Source organism: Niastella koreensis GR20-10, assembly GCF_000246855.1.
Taxonomy (GTDB): domain Bacteria; phylum Bacteroidota; class Bacteroidia; order Chitinophagales; family Chitinophagaceae; genus Niastella; species Niastella koreensis.
On the sequence record NC_016609.1, the window covers coordinates 4480524 to 4497880 of the forward strand.

The 17357-nt window shown below is 46.2% G+C and carries 14 protein-coding genes and 1 riboswitch; of the genes, 4 read left to right on the top strand and 10 right to left on the bottom strand.

Annotated features, from left to right (window positions below; all coding sequences use genetic code 11):
- Positions 1-135 precede the first annotated feature (135 nt).
- The 8 genes from NIAKO_RS17570 to thiS form a co-directional block, all read right to left on the bottom strand.
- Positions 136-972: a universal stress protein gene (locus tag NIAKO_RS17570; protein ID WP_014219785.1), complete on the bottom strand. Its 837-nt coding sequence runs from the start codon at positions 970-972 to the stop codon at positions 136-138.
- 361 nt (positions 973-1333) lie between these two features.
- Positions 1334-2482 carry a 2-iminoacetate synthase ThiH gene (gene thiH, locus NIAKO_RS17580; protein ID WP_014219786.1) on the bottom strand — a complete coding sequence of 383 codons (1149 nt, stop codon included), beginning with the start codon at positions 2480-2482 and terminating at the stop codon, positions 1334-1336.
- Positions 2466-3239, bottom strand: a complete 774-nt coding sequence (locus NIAKO_RS17585) for a thiazole synthase (protein ID WP_014219787.1) — start codon at positions 3237-3239, stop codon at positions 2466-2468. Before NIAKO_RS17585 ends, thiH begins: the two co-directional genes overlap by 17 nt.
- Positions 3240-3353: 114 nt before the next feature.
- Positions 3354-3977 carry a thiamine phosphate synthase gene (locus tag NIAKO_RS17590; RefSeq protein WP_014219788.1) on the bottom strand — a complete coding sequence of 208 codons (624 nt, stop codon included), beginning with the start codon at positions 3975-3977 and terminating at the stop codon, positions 3354-3356.
- Positions 3971-4726, bottom strand: a complete 756-nt coding sequence (locus NIAKO_RS17595; RefSeq protein WP_014219789.1) for a hydroxymethylpyrimidine/phosphomethylpyrimidine kinase — start codon at positions 4724-4726, stop codon at positions 3971-3973. The genes NIAKO_RS17590 and NIAKO_RS17595 overlap by 7 nt, the downstream gene beginning before the upstream one ends.
- Positions 4699-5307, bottom strand: a complete 609-nt coding sequence (locus tag NIAKO_RS17600; protein WP_014219790.1) for a thiamine phosphate synthase — start codon at positions 5305-5307, stop codon at positions 4699-4701. Before NIAKO_RS17600 ends, NIAKO_RS17595 begins: the two co-directional genes overlap by 28 nt.
- Positions 5308-5434: 127 nt before the next feature.
- The gene (gene thiC / locus NIAKO_RS17605; protein ID WP_014219791.1) at positions 5435-7321 is read right to left on the bottom strand and encodes a phosphomethylpyrimidine synthase ThiC; all 1887 of its coding nucleotides are present in this window, start codon (positions 7319-7321) and stop codon (positions 5435-5437) included.
- A 95-nt stretch (positions 7322-7416) separates the two neighbouring features.
- Positions 7417-7620 (bottom strand): sulfur carrier protein ThiS, encoded by a 204-nt coding sequence (gene thiS / locus NIAKO_RS17610; protein ID WP_014219792.1) that lies wholly within the window; start codon positions 7618-7620, stop codon positions 7417-7419.
- 67 nt (positions 7621-7687) lie between these two features.
- Positions 7688-7782, bottom strand: a riboswitch (TPP riboswitch).
- Between the two features lie 397 nt (positions 7783-8179).
- Between thiS and NIAKO_RS36905 the strand changes: the two genes are divergently transcribed.
- Together NIAKO_RS36905 and NIAKO_RS17620 are read left to right on the top strand one after the other, a co-directional pair.
- The gene (locus NIAKO_RS36905) at positions 8180-8551 is read left to right on the top strand and encodes a hypothetical protein (RefSeq protein WP_014219793.1); all 372 of its coding nucleotides are present in this window, start codon (positions 8180-8182) and stop codon (positions 8549-8551) included.
- A gap of 136 nt (positions 8552-8687) precedes the next feature.
- Positions 8688-11042: a TonB-dependent receptor gene (locus NIAKO_RS17620; protein ID WP_014219794.1), complete on the top strand. Its 2355-nt coding sequence runs from the start codon at positions 8688-8690 to the stop codon at positions 11040-11042.
- Between the two features lie 62 nt (positions 11043-11104).
- Here the strand turns inward: NIAKO_RS17620 and NIAKO_RS17625 are convergent, their stop codons facing one another.
- Positions 11105-12013 carry an AraC family transcriptional regulator gene (locus NIAKO_RS17625; protein WP_014219795.1) on the bottom strand — a complete coding sequence of 303 codons (909 nt, stop codon included), beginning with the start codon at positions 12011-12013 and terminating at the stop codon, positions 11105-11107.
- A 103-nt stretch (positions 12014-12116) separates the two neighbouring features.
- Between NIAKO_RS17625 and NIAKO_RS17630 the strand changes: the two genes are divergently transcribed.
- Both NIAKO_RS17630 and NIAKO_RS17635 read left to right on the top strand, forming a co-directional pair.
- Entirely contained in the window at positions 12117-14456 is a 2340-nt protein-coding gene (locus NIAKO_RS17630) for a DUF5703 domain-containing protein (RefSeq protein ID WP_014219796.1), read from the top strand.
- A 42-nt stretch (positions 14457-14498) separates the two neighbouring features.
- The gene (locus tag NIAKO_RS17635) at positions 14499-15197 is read left to right on the top strand and encodes a hypothetical protein (RefSeq protein ID WP_014219797.1); all 699 of its coding nucleotides are present in this window, start codon (positions 14499-14501) and stop codon (positions 15195-15197) included.
- A 132-nt stretch (positions 15198-15329) separates the two neighbouring features.
- On the opposite strand, the gene NIAKO_RS17640 is transcribed toward NIAKO_RS17635, so the two are convergent.
- The gene (locus NIAKO_RS17640) at positions 15330-17354 is read right to left on the bottom strand and encodes an aceric acid hydrolase (RefSeq protein ID WP_014219798.1); all 2025 of its coding nucleotides are present in this window, start codon (positions 17352-17354) and stop codon (positions 15330-15332) included.
- Positions 17355-17357: the final 3 nt, after the last annotated feature.

The following is a 17357-nucleotide window of genomic DNA, read 5'->3' on the forward strand; positions in this document are numbered from 1 at the left end:
TTGTATGTTCTAAGTTACGATTATAAATGCAATAAAACGCACGCCCGTAGCGGGTTTAACAGTTGTTGTTCAAACAGGAAACAGCTTACGCACACATTCATAACAACATGATAGATAATGCGTTTACAGGCTTCTTTAACAATGGGTGATAAAGAAGGGAAGATTGATCGTCTTTAACAGTGGACTTGCAGTTGCCGGTTTTATCAGCTCAGACAAGCCATTGCGGCCATACGAACCCATTACCACAATGGCATGTTGCCGGTCGTACAGGTACGCGAATAATTCTTCACTAGCCTTACCCTGCAATACCTGGAAACCAATACTGCTGTAATGCAAACGCAACCATTTACCCATGTGTTCCTGCTCGGTAACCGGCATATCCTCGTCTTTATTTACCTGTAATACGACCGCCTTTTTATCGGACAGTTCAGGGAATAAATAAGTAAACTGCTTGATGGCGAAAACAGCGGAGCGGCTGCCATCATAAGCGAACACGATCTCTTTTATTTCCGACAGGCTTGCAGGCGCCACCAGTACCGGGCATTCTGCAGCAGCCAGCACGTCTTTTACAAAAGGCGTAGGCGTATCCTTCAATTTTCTCTCCCGCGTTGCAGAAGCTTTTATAATCAGGAAATCGGCAAACCGGCTTTCAGTGATGATGGATTCACTTCCATAACTGGTGTTATCAAAATGTACGTCGCAACGCACGCCTCTTACTGCGCAGGTACTCTTAAACTGCGTCATGTGCTCTTCCAGTTGTTGTAAGGTAATATTAGGGCCCATACTGTAAACAGGCGGCTCCTCAATATAAGGGGCGCCGAACTCCATCTTCACTTCCGGTTGTTCTTCTTCATAATTACCATAAAACAAACCGGTTAATGTGGAATGCGAAAGGCTGGCAAAATTGCAGGCAAAGTGAATAATTTCGGTATCGATGTGAGCCGCATCGAGTACCAGCAGGATCTTTTTCATGGTGCTTGATTTTATACATCAAAGCTATCCTGCTGGTTGGTTTCGTTGTATGATATTGATTAGTGAAGAAAATGATCCTAATCAGAAGAAGGGCAGACGGCAAACGGAGAACAGCTGCAAGCCTCAAGCTTCTAGCAAATACAGGCGAAAGCGGAAATCCGCCGGCTGGCAGATGAAAGCAAAGACATTTCCGGTATTTGGCTTTAGCCTTTAACCTTTTGGCTTTAACCCGCTTTCCTCACTTCAACATTCAACATTGGATATTCAATATTCAATATTTTGCATTCACCTTTATCAACCCTATCAACTTCGTCAACGCTATCAACCTCCTACATCATGCTCCAATGCTTCCCCTTACACGTCAACGCGTTAACGCGTCAACTTGTAAACCTGTCAACACAACATCCCAATCTTTCCAAACCGGCTCGTAACCAACAGAAGAAATAACGCGGGCCATTTCGGCAGGACTCCGCTCGTCCGCTATTTCAAATTGCTCCAGCGATTCGGGTTCTACCGCATAACCGCCCGGATTGGTTTTTGATCCCGCACTGATGGAGGTGATGCCTAATTGAATTACATGGTCCCTGAAGCGGGGTAATTCGCGGGTAGATAATGACAGTTCCACTTCCTGGTTGAAGATGCGCCAGGCGCAGATCAATTGAACCAGTTCGCGATCAACCATTTCAACCTTTGGTTCCAATCCGCCGGAAAAAGGCCGTAAGCGGGGGAAAGAAATGCTGTATTTTGTTTGCCAGTACGTACGTTCAAGGTATTGCAAATGCAAGGCAGTGAAAAAAGAATCGGTGCGCCAGTCTTCCAAACCTATCAGGATGCCCAAACCGATCTTATGCACCCCTGCCCTGCCCAGGCGGTCGGGTGTTTCAATGCGATATTGAAAATTTGACTTCTTCCCTTTGGGGTGATGCTTTTTGTAATCTTCCCGGTGATAGGTTTCCTGGTACACCAGTACCGTGTGCAACCCTTCCGCGATCAACTCCCTGTAATCGGCTTCATCAAGCGGCTGAACTTCCATAGAGATATGCGCAAACTGTTTCTTCAACAGGTTGATGGCGTTTTTAAAATACGGTACATGCACCGTATGATTGGCTTCACCGGTTACCAGCAGCACATGCTCATACCCCATCGATCTGATGGCTGTTGCCTCCTGTACGATTTCGGCAGCAGACAAGGTTCTGCGGCGCACCTTGTTATCCAAACTGAACCCGCAATAGGTACAAATATTATTGCACTCATTGCTGAGGTACATGGGTACATACATCTGTATCGTTTTCCCGAATCGTTGCTGGGTGAGCTGTTGGCTCAACCGGGCCATAGGCTCCAGGTAAGCGGCTGCAGCCGGTGAGATCAGGGCCATAAAGTCATCCAGCGTTCTGCTTTGCCGGCCCAGCGCAGCTTCCACATCGGCAGGCGTTTTACTATAAATGCGCTGCTTAACCTCGTCCCAGTTGTATTGATCGAAAATATTGATAAAACTATCCATGGTGTTCATCTAAAAAAGCCGTTAAAGGACTACTTGCAATAGCGGTGTTCAATGGTTTGGCTAAGCGGGCTTCGTAAGCTATTCGCCCTGCTTCTACAGCCATTTTAAAAGCAGTGGCCATTTGCACGGGCTGGCCGGCCACAGCAATCGCCGTGTTCACCAATACCGCATCCGCGCCAATCTCCAGGGCTTTGGCCGCATCTGAAGGAGAACCTATTCCCGCATCCACTACTACCGGCACATTGCTTTGTTCTATAATAATTTCTAAAAAGTCAATTGTCCTCAGGCCTTTGTTGCTGCCTATAGGTGAACCAAGCGGCATTACTGCGGCCGCGCCGGCTTCTTCCAGGCGTTTACACAAAACCGGATCGGCATGAATATAGGGCAGCACCACAAAACCCATCTTTACCAGCTCTTCGGTTGCCCGTAAGGTTTCAACCGGGTCGGGCATCAGGTATTTGGGATCGGGATGTATTTCCAGTTTCAGCCAGTTCGTTTGCAACGCTTCGCGCGCCAGTTGTGCGGCAAAGATGGCTTCTTTGGCGGTACGCACACCCGAGGTATTGGGTAGTAGATTGATGTGTTTGTGCTGCAGGTGACGTAAAATATCATCCTGCGGATTGTTCATATCAACCCGTTTCAACGCTACGGTAACCAGTTCTGAACCGGATGCCAGCAACGCCTCTTCCATAGCTTCGGTTGAACTGAATTTTCCCGTTCCGGTAAATAAACGGGAGTTGAATACTTTATTTGCTATAGTTAACATGTAAGATTATTTCGTGAATTATGAATCAGCCTAAAGGTTAAAGCTTAAAGGCTAAAGCACTTCAATGTGTGCTTTTTGCTTTTAGCTTTAGGCCTTCACCTTTCAGCCTTTTCCCTATGAGTACAAAGCATTAATCTTCTCCACCTGCGCTTTCTGATCAACAGCATTCGTTAATGCGCCCGAAACAGCCACTCCATACACGCCGGCATCTCTTAACCCCGGTACGTCATCGGGCAGAATGCCACCAATGGCCACAATGGGTGTATAGTATGCTGTAGCCCGCATTCGGTCCATAATGCGTTGATAGCCTTCCAGCCCCAATACCGGACTTAATTTTTCCTTGGTAGTGGTAAAGCGGAATGGCCCTAACCCTACATAATCAACACCCTCCAGGATGCGCTGTTGAATATGCTCAAAGGTATTGGCGGTACCACCAACGATCATGTCCCTGCCAACGATGGCCCTGACATCCCGTACAGCCATATCCTGCAACCCCACATGTACGCCCCAGGCGTTTACCGACCTGGCTACCAACGGATAATCGTTAATGATAAGTTTGGCGTTGAACCGGTCGCACAAGGTTTTTGCAACCTTTGCCAATTCCAGCACCACGGTTTCAGGTTGGTTCTTTACGCGTAACTGAACCAGCTTACAACCGGCTTCCAGCGCTTCTTCGATGGCCGTTACATGCGTTTTTGCCGCAGTTTGTTGTGAAATAAAATATACCCTTTCTAACATGATGCGTGATATCCCAGTAATGACTGGCTGCTGTTTAAAAATGATTCTATATACTGTTTCGCGTACTTACATGCCTGTTGTAATGGCTGCCCCTGCGCCAGCTGCGCAGTTATAGCTGCCGACAGCACACAACCCGAGCCATGTTTGGGAAATACTGCTGAAACACCGGCTTCAATTATCGTATAACCAGCCGGTTCATACAGGGTATCGGTTCCCAATGCATCGGGCCGGTGGCCGCCTTTTAACAACACCGGACAAAACACTGCCCGGTCGTTTTTTATGAGTGCCTCCCCGGTCATGAACTGCAGCTGCTGCAATTCATCATAATTGGGTGTAACCAGCGATACGCCGGCCAATACCGCATCCAGGCTGTCAAAACTCTCCACCGAATGAAAATCGTAACCGGCACTGGCTTTTAAAACCGGGTCCCATACAATCTGGATGGCGGGATTGCTTTCTTTTAAAAAAACAATTACATCCAGCAGGGTTTCCAGCGAATCGATGATCCCGATCTTACAGGCTGCAATCACAAACTTGTTCATCAGCGGTTGCAATTGCTCTATGACCTGCTCTGCCGATAACCAGTGTATATTATAAAAGCTGTCATCGGTTTGAACCGTCCAGGCCGTGCAAACCCCAAAGCCATACACTCCGTGTTGTTCAAAGGTTTTGCAATCGGCCAGCACCCCTGCTCCGCCACTGGGATCAAACCCCGCTATGGTCAATACGTTTGGACGTGCTGTTTGCATAATTTAAAATTTTCAACGGCATTTGCCGGTTCCTTCCAGATGGCGCCCAACAGCGCCACCCCGTCAAAGTTCATAGCCATAGTTGATTGAATATTCCCGGCATCCACCCCACCCAGCGCGATTACTGAAATGGGCTTTTGCTCCTCCCTCAAATAAAAATCATCATCGGCAAAGCCCTTGTATTGTTGTTTTGAAATGCTGTCAAAGACCGGTGAAAAAAAAGCATAAGAAAAAAGGGATGTCAACCTTTGTAACGTTGGCAGGTCATGCACCGAAGTGCTTAACGTATAGCCTTTGTTTTTCAGTTGCACCATTTCTTCTTTTGATGTTTCCTGCCGGTGTTCTTCCCTGAAATGCAAGCGATGGATGTTATACTCATTCATCAAATGAAAGAACCCATGCATGGCAATTCGATTATGATATTTGGCCGGAATGGCTTCTATCAATTGCCTTACCGACTGTTCATCCCCTTCCGGCTTACGCAAATGAAACACCTCCAACCCTTCGGCAAATAATTGCTGAATGATGGCGGCTTCATTTGGCACTGCAGCAGCATGTGATATAACAACTATCGAAAACATATTAAAAAGCTGTTGCAGGTTACAGGTTGCAGGTTGCAGAACCTGCCCCGCTTCGCGGGGTTACAAGAAGTTCACGAAATGGAGCCCTGGAACCTGAAACCTGAAACTTTGAACTTAAAACTTTAAACTATAAATAAATGCTACTTCCTTTCTCCGCAAACTCTTTACTCTTCTCGTCCATTCCCTTCTGTATCGCATCTCCATCCTGCAACCCGTTTTCGGCTGCATACTCGCGAACATCCTGCGTAATTTTCATAGAACAGAAGTTTGGTCCGCACATAGAGCAGAAATGCGCCACTTTAGCGCCATCGGCCGGCAACGTTTCATCGTGGTATTCACGCGCCGTATCGGGATCGAGCGAGAGGTTGAACTGATCTTCCCAACGGAATTCAAAACGCGCCTTGCTCAATGCATTATCGCGGTATTGCGCGCCGGGATGTCCCTTCGCCAGATCGGCCGCATGGGCGGCGATCTTATAAGTGATCACGCCATCCTTCACGTCTTTTTTATTGGGTAATCCCAGGTGTTCCTTGGGCGTTACATAACACAACATGGCGGTCCCAAACCAGCCGATCATCGCGGCGCCAATGGCCGAAGTGATGTGATCGTAGCCGGGTGCAATATCAGTGGTCAATGGTCCGAGGGTATAAAAAGGCGCTTCCTTACAATGTTTCAATTGTTTTTCCATATTCTCCTTGATCAGGTGCATGGGCACGTGACCCGGTCCTTCTATCATGGTTTGCACATCGTGTTTCCAGGCAATATCGGTAAGTTCGCCCAACGTTTCCAGTTCCGCAAACTGTGCGGCGTCATTGGCATCGGCCAAACTACCGGGGCGCAATCCATCGCCCAGGGAGAATGCCACATCGTATGCTTTCATGATCTCGCAGATCTCTTCAAAATGCGTATACAGGAAACTTTCTTTGTGATGCGCCAGACACCATTTGGCCATAATGCTGCCACCGCGTGACACAATACCGGTAACCCGTTTAGCAGTTAATGGAATATAACGCAACAGCACACCTGCATGAATGGTGAAATAATCCACGCCCTGCTCGGCCTGCTCTATCAGGGTATCGCGGAACAGTTCCCAGGTCAGTTCTTCGGCCTTCCCGTTTACTTTTTCCAAGGCCTGGTAAATAGGCACGGTACCAATAGGCACAGGCGAGTTACGAATGATCCACTCCCGGGTTTCATGAATATTTTTCCCCGTTGATAAATCCATGATGGTATCGGCGCCCCAGCGACAGGCCCATACTGCTTTTTCCACTTCTTCTTCAATGCTGCTGGTTACAGCCGAGTTACCAATATTGGCATTGATCTTCACCAGGAAATTACGCCCGATGATCATGGGCTCACTTTCAGGGTGATTGATATTATTGGGAATAATAGCGCGACCGGCCGCTATTTCGGCCCGTACAAACTCCGGCGTGATATAACTTTTGGGTGTATTGGCGCCAAAGCTGTGACCCGCATGTTGCTGGGCCAGCATCGCATAAGTGCTATTCAGTTGTTCTTTTAACTGGTCGAACCGCTGGTTCTCGCGAATGGCGATGTATTCCATCTCCGGCGTGATGATGCCTTTGCGGGCATAATGCAGCTGGCTGACGTTATAGCCGCTTTTGGCGCGCCTTGGCTTCCGAAGGTGTTCAAAGCGGAATGCATCCAGCTTTTCATTGTTCAATCGCTCAAGACCATACGAAGAAGATACCTGTTGTAATTGCTCGGTATCCTGGCGATCGACGATCCATTTTTCACGTAAAGGCAACAACCCTTTCTTTACATCGATGATCACATTGGGATCGGTATAAGGGCCGCTGGTATCGTACACCGTAACCGACGAATTCTTTTCAGTAGCGCCTTTTTTACCATGCAGTTGTGTATCGGTGAGGGAGATCTCACGCATGGCAACTGCTACATCTTTATGCAGCTGCCCGTTTACATATATCTTTTTCGAGGCGGTGAAGGGATTTGTAGTGATCTTTTGTTGATTTGGAATAGCTTCTTTTTTCATTATCCTTATATTTTTAATGAATGGTCAATGGTGAATACAGTGGCAGGCTATAAGCTTCAGGCCGCAAGCCGTCCCGGCCAGGGGTCATTCTTATATTACCCTCCTTGCGTGGCGCGGATCAACATTACTTTATCAGCTGGCTGTAAGATGTATGCGGACCAATCGGTACTGGGAATAACGGTTTCATGAACCGCTACCGCCAAACCGGCTACCGGTATGCCTAATACCTGAGTAAGCAAATGCTCCAACGAACATTGGTCAGGAATATCCCTGGATTGTTGATTGATAAGAATGTTCATACCTACGTTTTTTATCACTTCAGGGAATGAACATGCAGCAAAAGAGAAATGAAAGAAATGAAAATAAAAGAAGACTTTCACTTTTCCCTTCGGCAGTATCAACTGCATCAGGTTCAAAGGGTATTATCTCAGTCCGATGTATGGACACCCCTAAAGCTGGGTAAAGGTAGAGTTTTTTTTGAAATAGCAATTTTTTTGTAAAAAGCCTTCGTTTAAGCTGGAGCGAGTTGACCGGTTGACGAAGAAGAAGGTTGATAAAGGCGAGGACAAAATATTGAATATTGAATGTCCAATATTGAATGTTGAAGTGAAGGAAACTGGTTAAAGCCAAAAGGTTAAAGGCTAAAGCTAAAACCGGAGGTGTATTTACTTTCAGCTTCGGGCTTTCTCCTTTTGGCTGTTTCCTTTTGCCCTTTGCCTTTCACTACTACCTACTGCCTGCGGCCTTTCATTTCTGCCGTCTGCCTGCTTTCACAACATGACATATATCAATCGCTAAACTGATAATTTTCATGCAGTTTATCCGTTAACCTAATATCTTTGCCTGAAATTTGACGACTTGAACAAATGGTGGACGATAGTGTTTTTGATAGGCATGCTGGGGCAAACCTTCAGCAAGAGCCTTATCGTCCTGAATTTCAGGGTCAATCAAAAGGCTATTGCGGCCACCCTGTGTGTGAACCGCGATAAACCCAGAAGTTGCTGTCATGGTAAATGTTACCTGACCAAACAGCTGAACAAAGATGAAAAATCGCAGGACACCCCGCTGAACGGTGGTTCCAGCCTGAAGTTCGAGGTAGTGCTGTACAGTGAAAAGAAGATGGAGACTCACTACCTGGTAATCAAAGAAAAACTGATACATGTATCGCGGTATACCGATCCCATCTCACAAAAGGTAATAGACGCTGTTTTCCATCCTCCACAAGTGTAATCGCTGCCACACACATTTTAATCATTCTAATTATTATTTATTCTTACCTGCTGTAAGTATGTCCCTGAAGGCATGTTATTTACAGTATGTAATGTAATAAACCTGTTCCAACGATCTATTCCACTTCAACCTTAACATGCGAAAGCAGGTTCAGGCATTGTATTGCCTGAATTGGCCACTGCATGTGCAATACGCTATGATCATGAAACGCTTTATAAAATGGGCAACTGCTTTACTGATCGTACTAGCCGGGCTCAAATCCAATGCACAAACAAACTGCACCGGCAAAGTAATGGATGCTATTACACACGAACCAATAGCCCGGGCTTCCGTACAGATCAAACACAGCAACAAGGGAACTATTACCAATACGAATGGAGAATTCACCCTGTCAATGACAGATACCGCGAACGACCTCATTATTTCTTCATTGGGATACCAGCCTGCAACGATACAGGCACGCACACAAAGTACCTTACTGGTAAACTTACAAAGCAACAATAACAGCTTACAGGAAATTGTGATCAGCGCCAGCAGAACGGCGCAAAAACGCAGCGAAGCGCCGGTAGCCATTGCCACCATCAGCAAACAAACAATGGAAGACACCAAGGCCACCCGCATAGATCAGCTGGTGAATAAAGTAAGCGGCGTAAACATGGTGAACCTTGGCAATGAACAACATGAAATGAGCATTCGCCAACCGATGACTACCAAGAGTTTGTTCTTATACCTGGAAGACGGCATTCCTATTCGCACCACCGGTGTGTATAATCACAATGCATTACTGGAAATGAACCTGCCCGCCGCCAGGCAGATCGAGATCATCAAAGGCCCGGCCTCTTCCCTGTATGGGGCAGAAGCCATTGGCGGCGCAGTGAACGTAATCACGCAGGCGCCTCCTGCGGTATTTACCGGGCAGGTAAGTGCACAGCTCACCAATACCGGTTATAAAAGAACGGATGTACAGGTGGGCAATACATTTGGCAAATTTGGTTTAATAGTAAGTGGTTATTATGCCGACCGGCACAATGGCCCCGTGGACCACAGCGATTTTCATAAAACCGGCATTACCGTTCGCGGTGATTATGCCATCAGCGATAAAACAAAATGGGTGAATGATATCACGTATGTAAATTATTACAGTGATATGCTGGGCGCGCTCGACAGCACACATTTTGCCAATAAAGATTACAGTACGCCGCAAACATTCACCTATCGCAAAGTGCCTGCGCTTCGCTACAAATCACAACTGTTTCATCAGTGGAATGCCAACAGTACTACACAGGTATCGTTTGTATACCGGGATAACTCGGTACAACAAAATCCATCGTACCGGGTAAAGAATGCGGTCGATCCAACAATGGCTTATGGCGAAATCAACAACAGTTCCTTTAACACCTACATGGTGGTGGCCCAACACCAGCAGTCGTTCAATTTCCTGAACAGTAAATTGATTGCGGGGGTAACAGTTGACAACAGCCCATCTACCTATATTGCCAACTTCATCAATATCCAACGGGATAGCCGGGGGTATTATGTAAGCTATACCAACACTGATTCTGTTTTGAGTAAGTATTCTGTAGGCATCAACAACCTGGCATCTTATTTACATTACGAAGCGGAACTGGCAAAAGGATTGAAAGTGACCGCAGCCCTCCGGTACGATTTCTATCATTACAATTTCCAAAACGCGTTGCCGCCTTCTGCTTACACCGGGTCACCTTCTACCAAAAACAGTTTCAAACGCTTTTCGCCCAAATTCGGCGCCACCTATAATTATAGCGGTGTAGGTTTATATGCCAACTACAGCGAGGGTTTTGTACCGCCCCAGATCAGTGATCTGTATGTAGGCGTAAAAGTGCCCTTTCTTGGTTCACAAACATTTTACAACTATGAAGTGGGCGGCTGGTTTTCCCTGCTTAATAATAAACTGTATGCCGACTGGAGCTGGTACCTGCTGAATGGCACCAATGAGATCATCACGGTAAAAAATCCTGACGGTTCAACCGAAAACCAGAACGCCGGTAAAACAAAACATACGGGTATTGAATATGGCATTACTTATCGCCCCGTGAATGGCTTGTCTGTCCGGTTCAGCGCGGCCAACAGCAAACATACCTTTGGTGATTATGTGGAGAAAGGAATTCCATACAACAACAACCAGCTGGCCGGTGGTCCACGGTTTATTGCCAATGCCGAAGTAACTTACAAACCTGTTTTTGTAAAAGGGTTACGGATGGGCGCTGAATGGCAGCACATCGGTTCTTACTACATGGACAATGCCAATACAAAAAAATATGGAGGTTATGATCTGTTGAACCTGCGGGCCGGTTACACCATTCATGCTTTTGAAGTGTGGGTAAATGCCATGAACACTACTAACAAGTATTATTCAACCTTTGCCAGCAAATCGGGCAGTACGTTAAGTTACAATTTAGGAGACCCGAGGGAATTCAATGTTGGTATTGGGTATAAGTTTGGAAAACGCTAAACGCAGAACGTTTAATACCTAACGCAAATACAGTTGACGGGTTAACAGGTTAACTCGTCAACTTAATCTTTTTTCTGCGAACGATATTGTTTGGGAGATAAACCAATAATCTTACGAAAGCGCTTCGAGAAATAATACGGATCATCAAAACCCATGCTTAAGGCAATGTCTTTTACCGAGCTGGAGCTGAAGTCGAGCTGCTGACTGGCCTTTTGCATTTTCATTTGAATAAAATAATCGATGGGTGCATAGCCGGTCTTTTGCTTGAACAAACTGGAGAACCGGGACGCCGAATAATTATAATGACTGCTCAGGTCCTGCAGGGAAATATTTTCATTGATATGCTCCTGCATATACAGAATGGCGGCATCGACCACATCCAGTTTATCATTGGGACTAACGGTCGTATGCTTCGAGTTATAAATAAACAGGCTCAGGAAATGCGGTAAACTCAGGTTGGCGAAAATGAGATTATCGGTACTATACCCTAACTCCAGCGCTTTGTACATGCGGGAGAACATGTTAATGATCTCGCTGCTGCTTTTGATATAAAATGGTTTGAAATGTTTTTGAACGGCTTGCAGGGCATTCATTTGTGATAACGATTCGCCCCCGAAATGGATCCAGTAAATGCTCCAGGGATTATCTTCTGCACTGCCGTAGGCATGCTCCACATTCTGCGGTAAAATAAAAAACTGGTTTGGCCCTACCTCCGATTTCTTATCTCCTATCTGGTACCAACCAGCGCCATCCACACAATAAAATAAAAAGTTTTCCGGTAACCCCTTCTTGCGGTAGGTATAGTGACCACGTGCATTCGGATAATATCCCAGGCTGCAAACGTACAACTGATTCAACAAGGCATTCGTTTGTACCTTTTGCTTCAGCACCATTTTCGGGATCTCTATGCGCTGGCGACCAATTCCATACCAGATGTTTTTGTGGCTACCCTCTTTATTTTTCGCATTCATATGGTATAACAATAGAATTTACGGCAAGATACTTACATTCGCTGATTCCCGGCATGATCTAAATAATTTATAGATCCGGGAAACTCGAACTGGATATCAGCCCATGAATAAAAATCACATTCTTCTAATAGGAGTTATAGTCTGTAACCTGTTGCCGCTGGTTTTACCGGCTCAGTCTGTATTACCAACTTACAATATTATCTGGAATTCTCAAAGTAGAAATGCGGGCGAATCCATGCCCTGTGGCGGCGGCGATATCGGGCTGAACGTTTGGGTTGAAAAAGGCGACCTGCTGGTATACATGGGCAAAAGCGGTTGCTTTGATGAAAACAATGCTTTATTAAAGGCAGGTCGAATACGTGTCAAATGTACACCCAACGTATTTGAAGGAGAGTCGTTTAAACAGGAATTAAAATTAGAAGAAGGGTATGTTCAGATAGATGGCCAGTACAACAAGCTTAAAACTACATTAAAAATTTGGGTAGATGTGTTTCGCCCGGTGATCCATATAGATGTTACAGGCAATGAAGCGGTAAAAACAGAAGTAAGTTATGAAAGCTGGCGTTATGCCAACCGTACCCTCACCGGCAAAGCCAATAATGCCAACAGCTACAAATGGGCCCCTCCTACTGAAGTAATTACCAATAAAGATAATATTGATTTTAAGGACAACACAGTATTGTTCTATCACCGCAACCGGACTGATATACCAACTATTTTTGATATAACCGTTAAACAACAGGGATTGGAAGCGGTAAAGGACCAGTTATACAACCCTCTTGCCAATCTAACGTTTGGCGGTTTGCTACAAGGTAACAATATGATACCGGCAGGCACATACACCGGTACCTATATGGATACCGATTTCAAGGGCTGGAAACTCCAAAGCAAAAAAGCCAGCCGCGATCATCACATAACCGTTTTATTACATACTGCGCAAACTCCTTCGGTTGAAACCTGGTTAACCAGTTTGCAAACCGTTAGTACCGATGCCGCTAAAAGTTCAGCAACGGCGGGGCAGCAAACCCGCAACTGGTGGAAGCAATACTGGCAACGCAGTTTTGTTTATTTACAACCCAACCAACCCGATACCGGTGCTGTGCTCTGGCAAACCGGTCGCAATTACCAGTTGTTCCGGTATATGCTGGGTTGCAATGCCATGGGAAATTATCCTACCAAATTCAACGGAGGTTTATTTACCTACGATCCATCCGCAACAGACAGCAGCTTACACTTCACACCCGATTTTCGTAACTGGGGCGGTGGTATTCATACCGCGCAGAACCAGCGGTTGGTATACTGGCCCCTGTTAAAAAGCGGCGATTATGACCTGATGAAACCCCAGTTTGATTTTTACCTGCGCATTCTTCCTGCGGCTGAACTACGCAGTGAAACTTACTGGCACCATGGCGGCGGCTGCTTCTCCGAACAGATCGAAAATTTTGGTTTACCCAATTGTACCGAATATGGCTGGAAGCGTCCGGCTGATTATGATAAGGGAATGGAATACAATGCCTGGCTGGAATATGAGTGGGACACCGCGCTTGAATTCTGTTTAATGATCCTGGAAACCGAACGGTATAACGGCAACAACATAAAAGAATACATACCGCTTATAGAAAGCTGTCTGCGTTTCTTTAACGAACATTATCAATACCTGGCCGGTAAACGGGGCAGAAATAAACTTGATGGCAAAGGCCAGCTGGTGATCTTTCCCGGTTCCGCAGCAGAAACCTATAAGATGGCCTATAACGCCAGCAGCACCATTTCCGGCTTGCGTACTGTATTGACAAGATTGCTGGAATTGCCTGCTAAATATCTTACCGACCCGGCACGCACCCAATGGCAACAAATGCTGTTGCGCATTCCCCCTGTCAACTTCCGGCAATTCGGTACATACACGACTATTGCGCCGGCCAAACTGTGGGAACGGATCAACAATACCGAGTGTCCCCAACTCTACCCTGTTTTCCCCTGGGGCATTTATGGCATTGGCAAACCGGGTTTAGACACGGCCATCAATACCTTTAAACACGATACCGACGCCCTTACCTTCAGAAGTTATGTGGGCTGGAAACAGGACAACATTTTTGCCGCCCGCTTAGGATTGACCAGTGAGGCCCTGCAACTCACCACCCAAAAGTTAAAGAACAGTGGCCGCCGTTTCCCGGCATTCTGGGGTCCTGGCTATGACTGGGCACCCGATCACAACTGGGGTGGCAGCGGCATGATAGGCTTGCAGGAAATGCTGTTACAAACCGATGGCAAAAAGATCTACCTCTGCCCTGCCTGGCCCAACAACCAGGATGTACATTTTAAATTACATGCGCCCTATAACACTACGGTAGAAGCTACCGTTATAAATGGGAAAGTGCAGTCGCTCATAGTGGTGCCGGAAGAAAGAAAAAAAGATGTGATCATAGCTGAAAGCTTCAGGCTGTAATCCGCCAGCTGGCGGACGTCGCGGTAAAAAAGCATTAAATACATGAAACCATTTTTAAACACATTATTATTTTGTTTATCCATTGGCTTTTCCCAGGCGCAATCACCCTGCGATAAAATAAAGTACCTCGACAAACTGGCAATGGCGCCTTCCGAATTGCCGGTACAGGATTTTAAAGTATTCGACTATAACCAGGTCCCTGATTCGGTAAAAGCCCGCCTGCAAAGCGAGATCATCAAAGAAACATCAGCCGCCTTCTTCAAAGAATTAAAAGTAAAGACAGTAAAATATCTTGATTCAGCCATCAATTCAACACTGTTCACTCCCGTTGTTATTCTTGATAATGACAACAACCCGGTGGACTTTGTATATGCCATCTTTTACGAAATGAAATTCAAAGGCGAGATCCCTTTTGTATTTAAACTGGAAGTAAAACAAAATGGTGAGTTGTTAAAGAAGGGACAGTTTGAAGGGATCGTAAACCAGAAAAAGAAGATCATTCCCTGCGTCAAAGCATTATCCATAGCAGCTACCGACAAAGAAGCGCCCATTACCAAACCGGGCGAGATCTACATTTACTATAATCAAACCTACAAGACTATAGTCTGGCAGATCATGGAAGCAGGTAATACCACCGGCGACAGTCAGCATGTTACAGTGATCAATGTATTCGATGGAGAGATACTGGAAAGAAATGAGTTTCTGAAAGGGATGCAGGAGTTTGATAATGATCTCAGATAAAATGAACCGCCTTTCTGTTGCTTGTAGTTTATGGTTTGCAGTTTATGGTTGCTTCGAGCTTCGGGGTGCCGAACTATTTATTGTTCCTCCCCAAATTAGGCAAACCACAAACTACGAACCACAAACAATAAACTATTTACGCACCCACACCGTCATATCCGACTTACCACGATTGCCCCACGCATAGTATGGGATCATGGTTATTTTTATGGGAGTAGCGTTAGTGCGCACTTTTCTATATAAGGCGTTTGACCAATCTTCTTTAGGTTCTAATAAAGCTGTTCCCTGTAAGCTGGCAATCCTGCTTTTGCTGATGGTAGTAAAAACAGGTTTCAGATCGTTTGTAAGCGGAATAGCCACGTCAAATACATTGGTTCCTTTTGGCAGATCGGTTGATTCCAGGCAATATACCACAGGACCACGTTTCACCGCCAGCTGGTTACGCGTTTCTTCTACCAGGGGATTGCTTTCAATCAACGTTACCGGCATGCTCAGGTTCAGCTCCACTACATCACCTGCTTTCCAGGCACGGTTGAGCTCCACATAGGTGGCCGGTTTGTTGGGGCCGGTCACGGGTTTGCCATTTACTGTTAACGCCGCTTTATCACACCAGCCAGGTATGCGCAAGTAAAGCGAGAAAGCTTTTGCTTCCGCTTTTGTAACCGTGAATTTTATATGACCATCCCAGGGATAATTGCTCTGCTGGGTCATTTCCAGGGCGGAGCCATCTTCCAGCTTTGTTGAGATCTTATTAGCACCATACAAATGCACCCACAATCCTTTGTTTGATGTGGTGTAGGCATAATCCCCTACTTCTGCCATGGTACGCACCGTATTGGGCGGACAGCAATTCGAGAGTTTGATATAAGGAACACGGCCAGCTTCCTGCCAACGCAACGTGTAAGGATAATCAGCGGAGTGGCTCAGCGGATTGGTATAAAAGAAATTATTTCCATCAAGGCTGATGCCTGATAAGATACCATTGTACAATTCCAGCTCCATTACATCGGCATACTTGGCGTCACCCGACAATAACAGCATGCGCCAGTTCCACAACAGGTTACCGATGTTGGCGCAGGTTTCATTATGCGCAGTGATATTCGGTAACTGGTATGCCCGGCCATAAGCCTGATGCGTTTTCTGAATAACTGGTGGTTTATAGGATGTTCCATAAGGAGAAACGCCATCATACAAAGCGCCACAACCACCGGTAACGTACAACTTTTTGTTCACTACATCGTTCCAGATGCTGTTCAAACAGGTCATCAGAGAATCATCACCGGTTTCGGCATATACATCCGCTACCCCGGCATATAGATAATTGGCGCGAACCGCATGGCCCATCGCCTCCATCTGCTGACGGAAAGGAACGCGGTCCTGGTTATCATCCGTACCCTCTTCCACCAATCCACGGATGTTGATGAGATTGATAGCCAGTTGCAGGTATTTGGGATCGCGGGTGGTGCGATACAACTCCACAACGCCCATATAATGCGAAGGACAAATAGCATTGCGTGCTAATTCAGGAGAAGCGCGTTTATAAAAATTATCCAGGTAATCTGCTGCTTTGATAGCCACATCCAGCAGGGTTCTTTTACCCGTAACGCGGTAATGGATACAACCGGCGGTCATCAGGTGACCGAGGTTGTAAGTTTCAAAATTCAACCGGTCTGCAAATGCTTTTTCTTTATTGGTTGCTTTGCGTTCTTCGATCAATACCGGGGTATGAATATAACCATCTGCCCGCTGACAGGCTGCAATAGTTGCAATGGCAGTATCGAGCATGACCTCCAGGTTCTTGTCTTTGGTGACCGCATACAAACTGGTTACCCCTTCCAGCAGTTTGTAAAAATCGCCATCATGAAACGGCGGACCACTGTGCGAACCGGTATCCTTACCAGCTGCAATCTCAAAATTCCTGTAGGCGTGGCTCACATTGGCATCGGTATAGGTGCGCCATAAATGCGGCACCATAGAATCTTTACAAACCTGCATGCGTTCACCCCAAAAACCACCTGTCCAAACGGTGGCCGACAGGTCAACCGGTTGTAGTTTAACACGCGTGCTCTTGCTGGTATTCACCAGGCTGTTGTTCTGACTGTACACACAATCTCCCGCAACCAACAGTACGAAAAAAAGATGAATACGTTTATACATAGC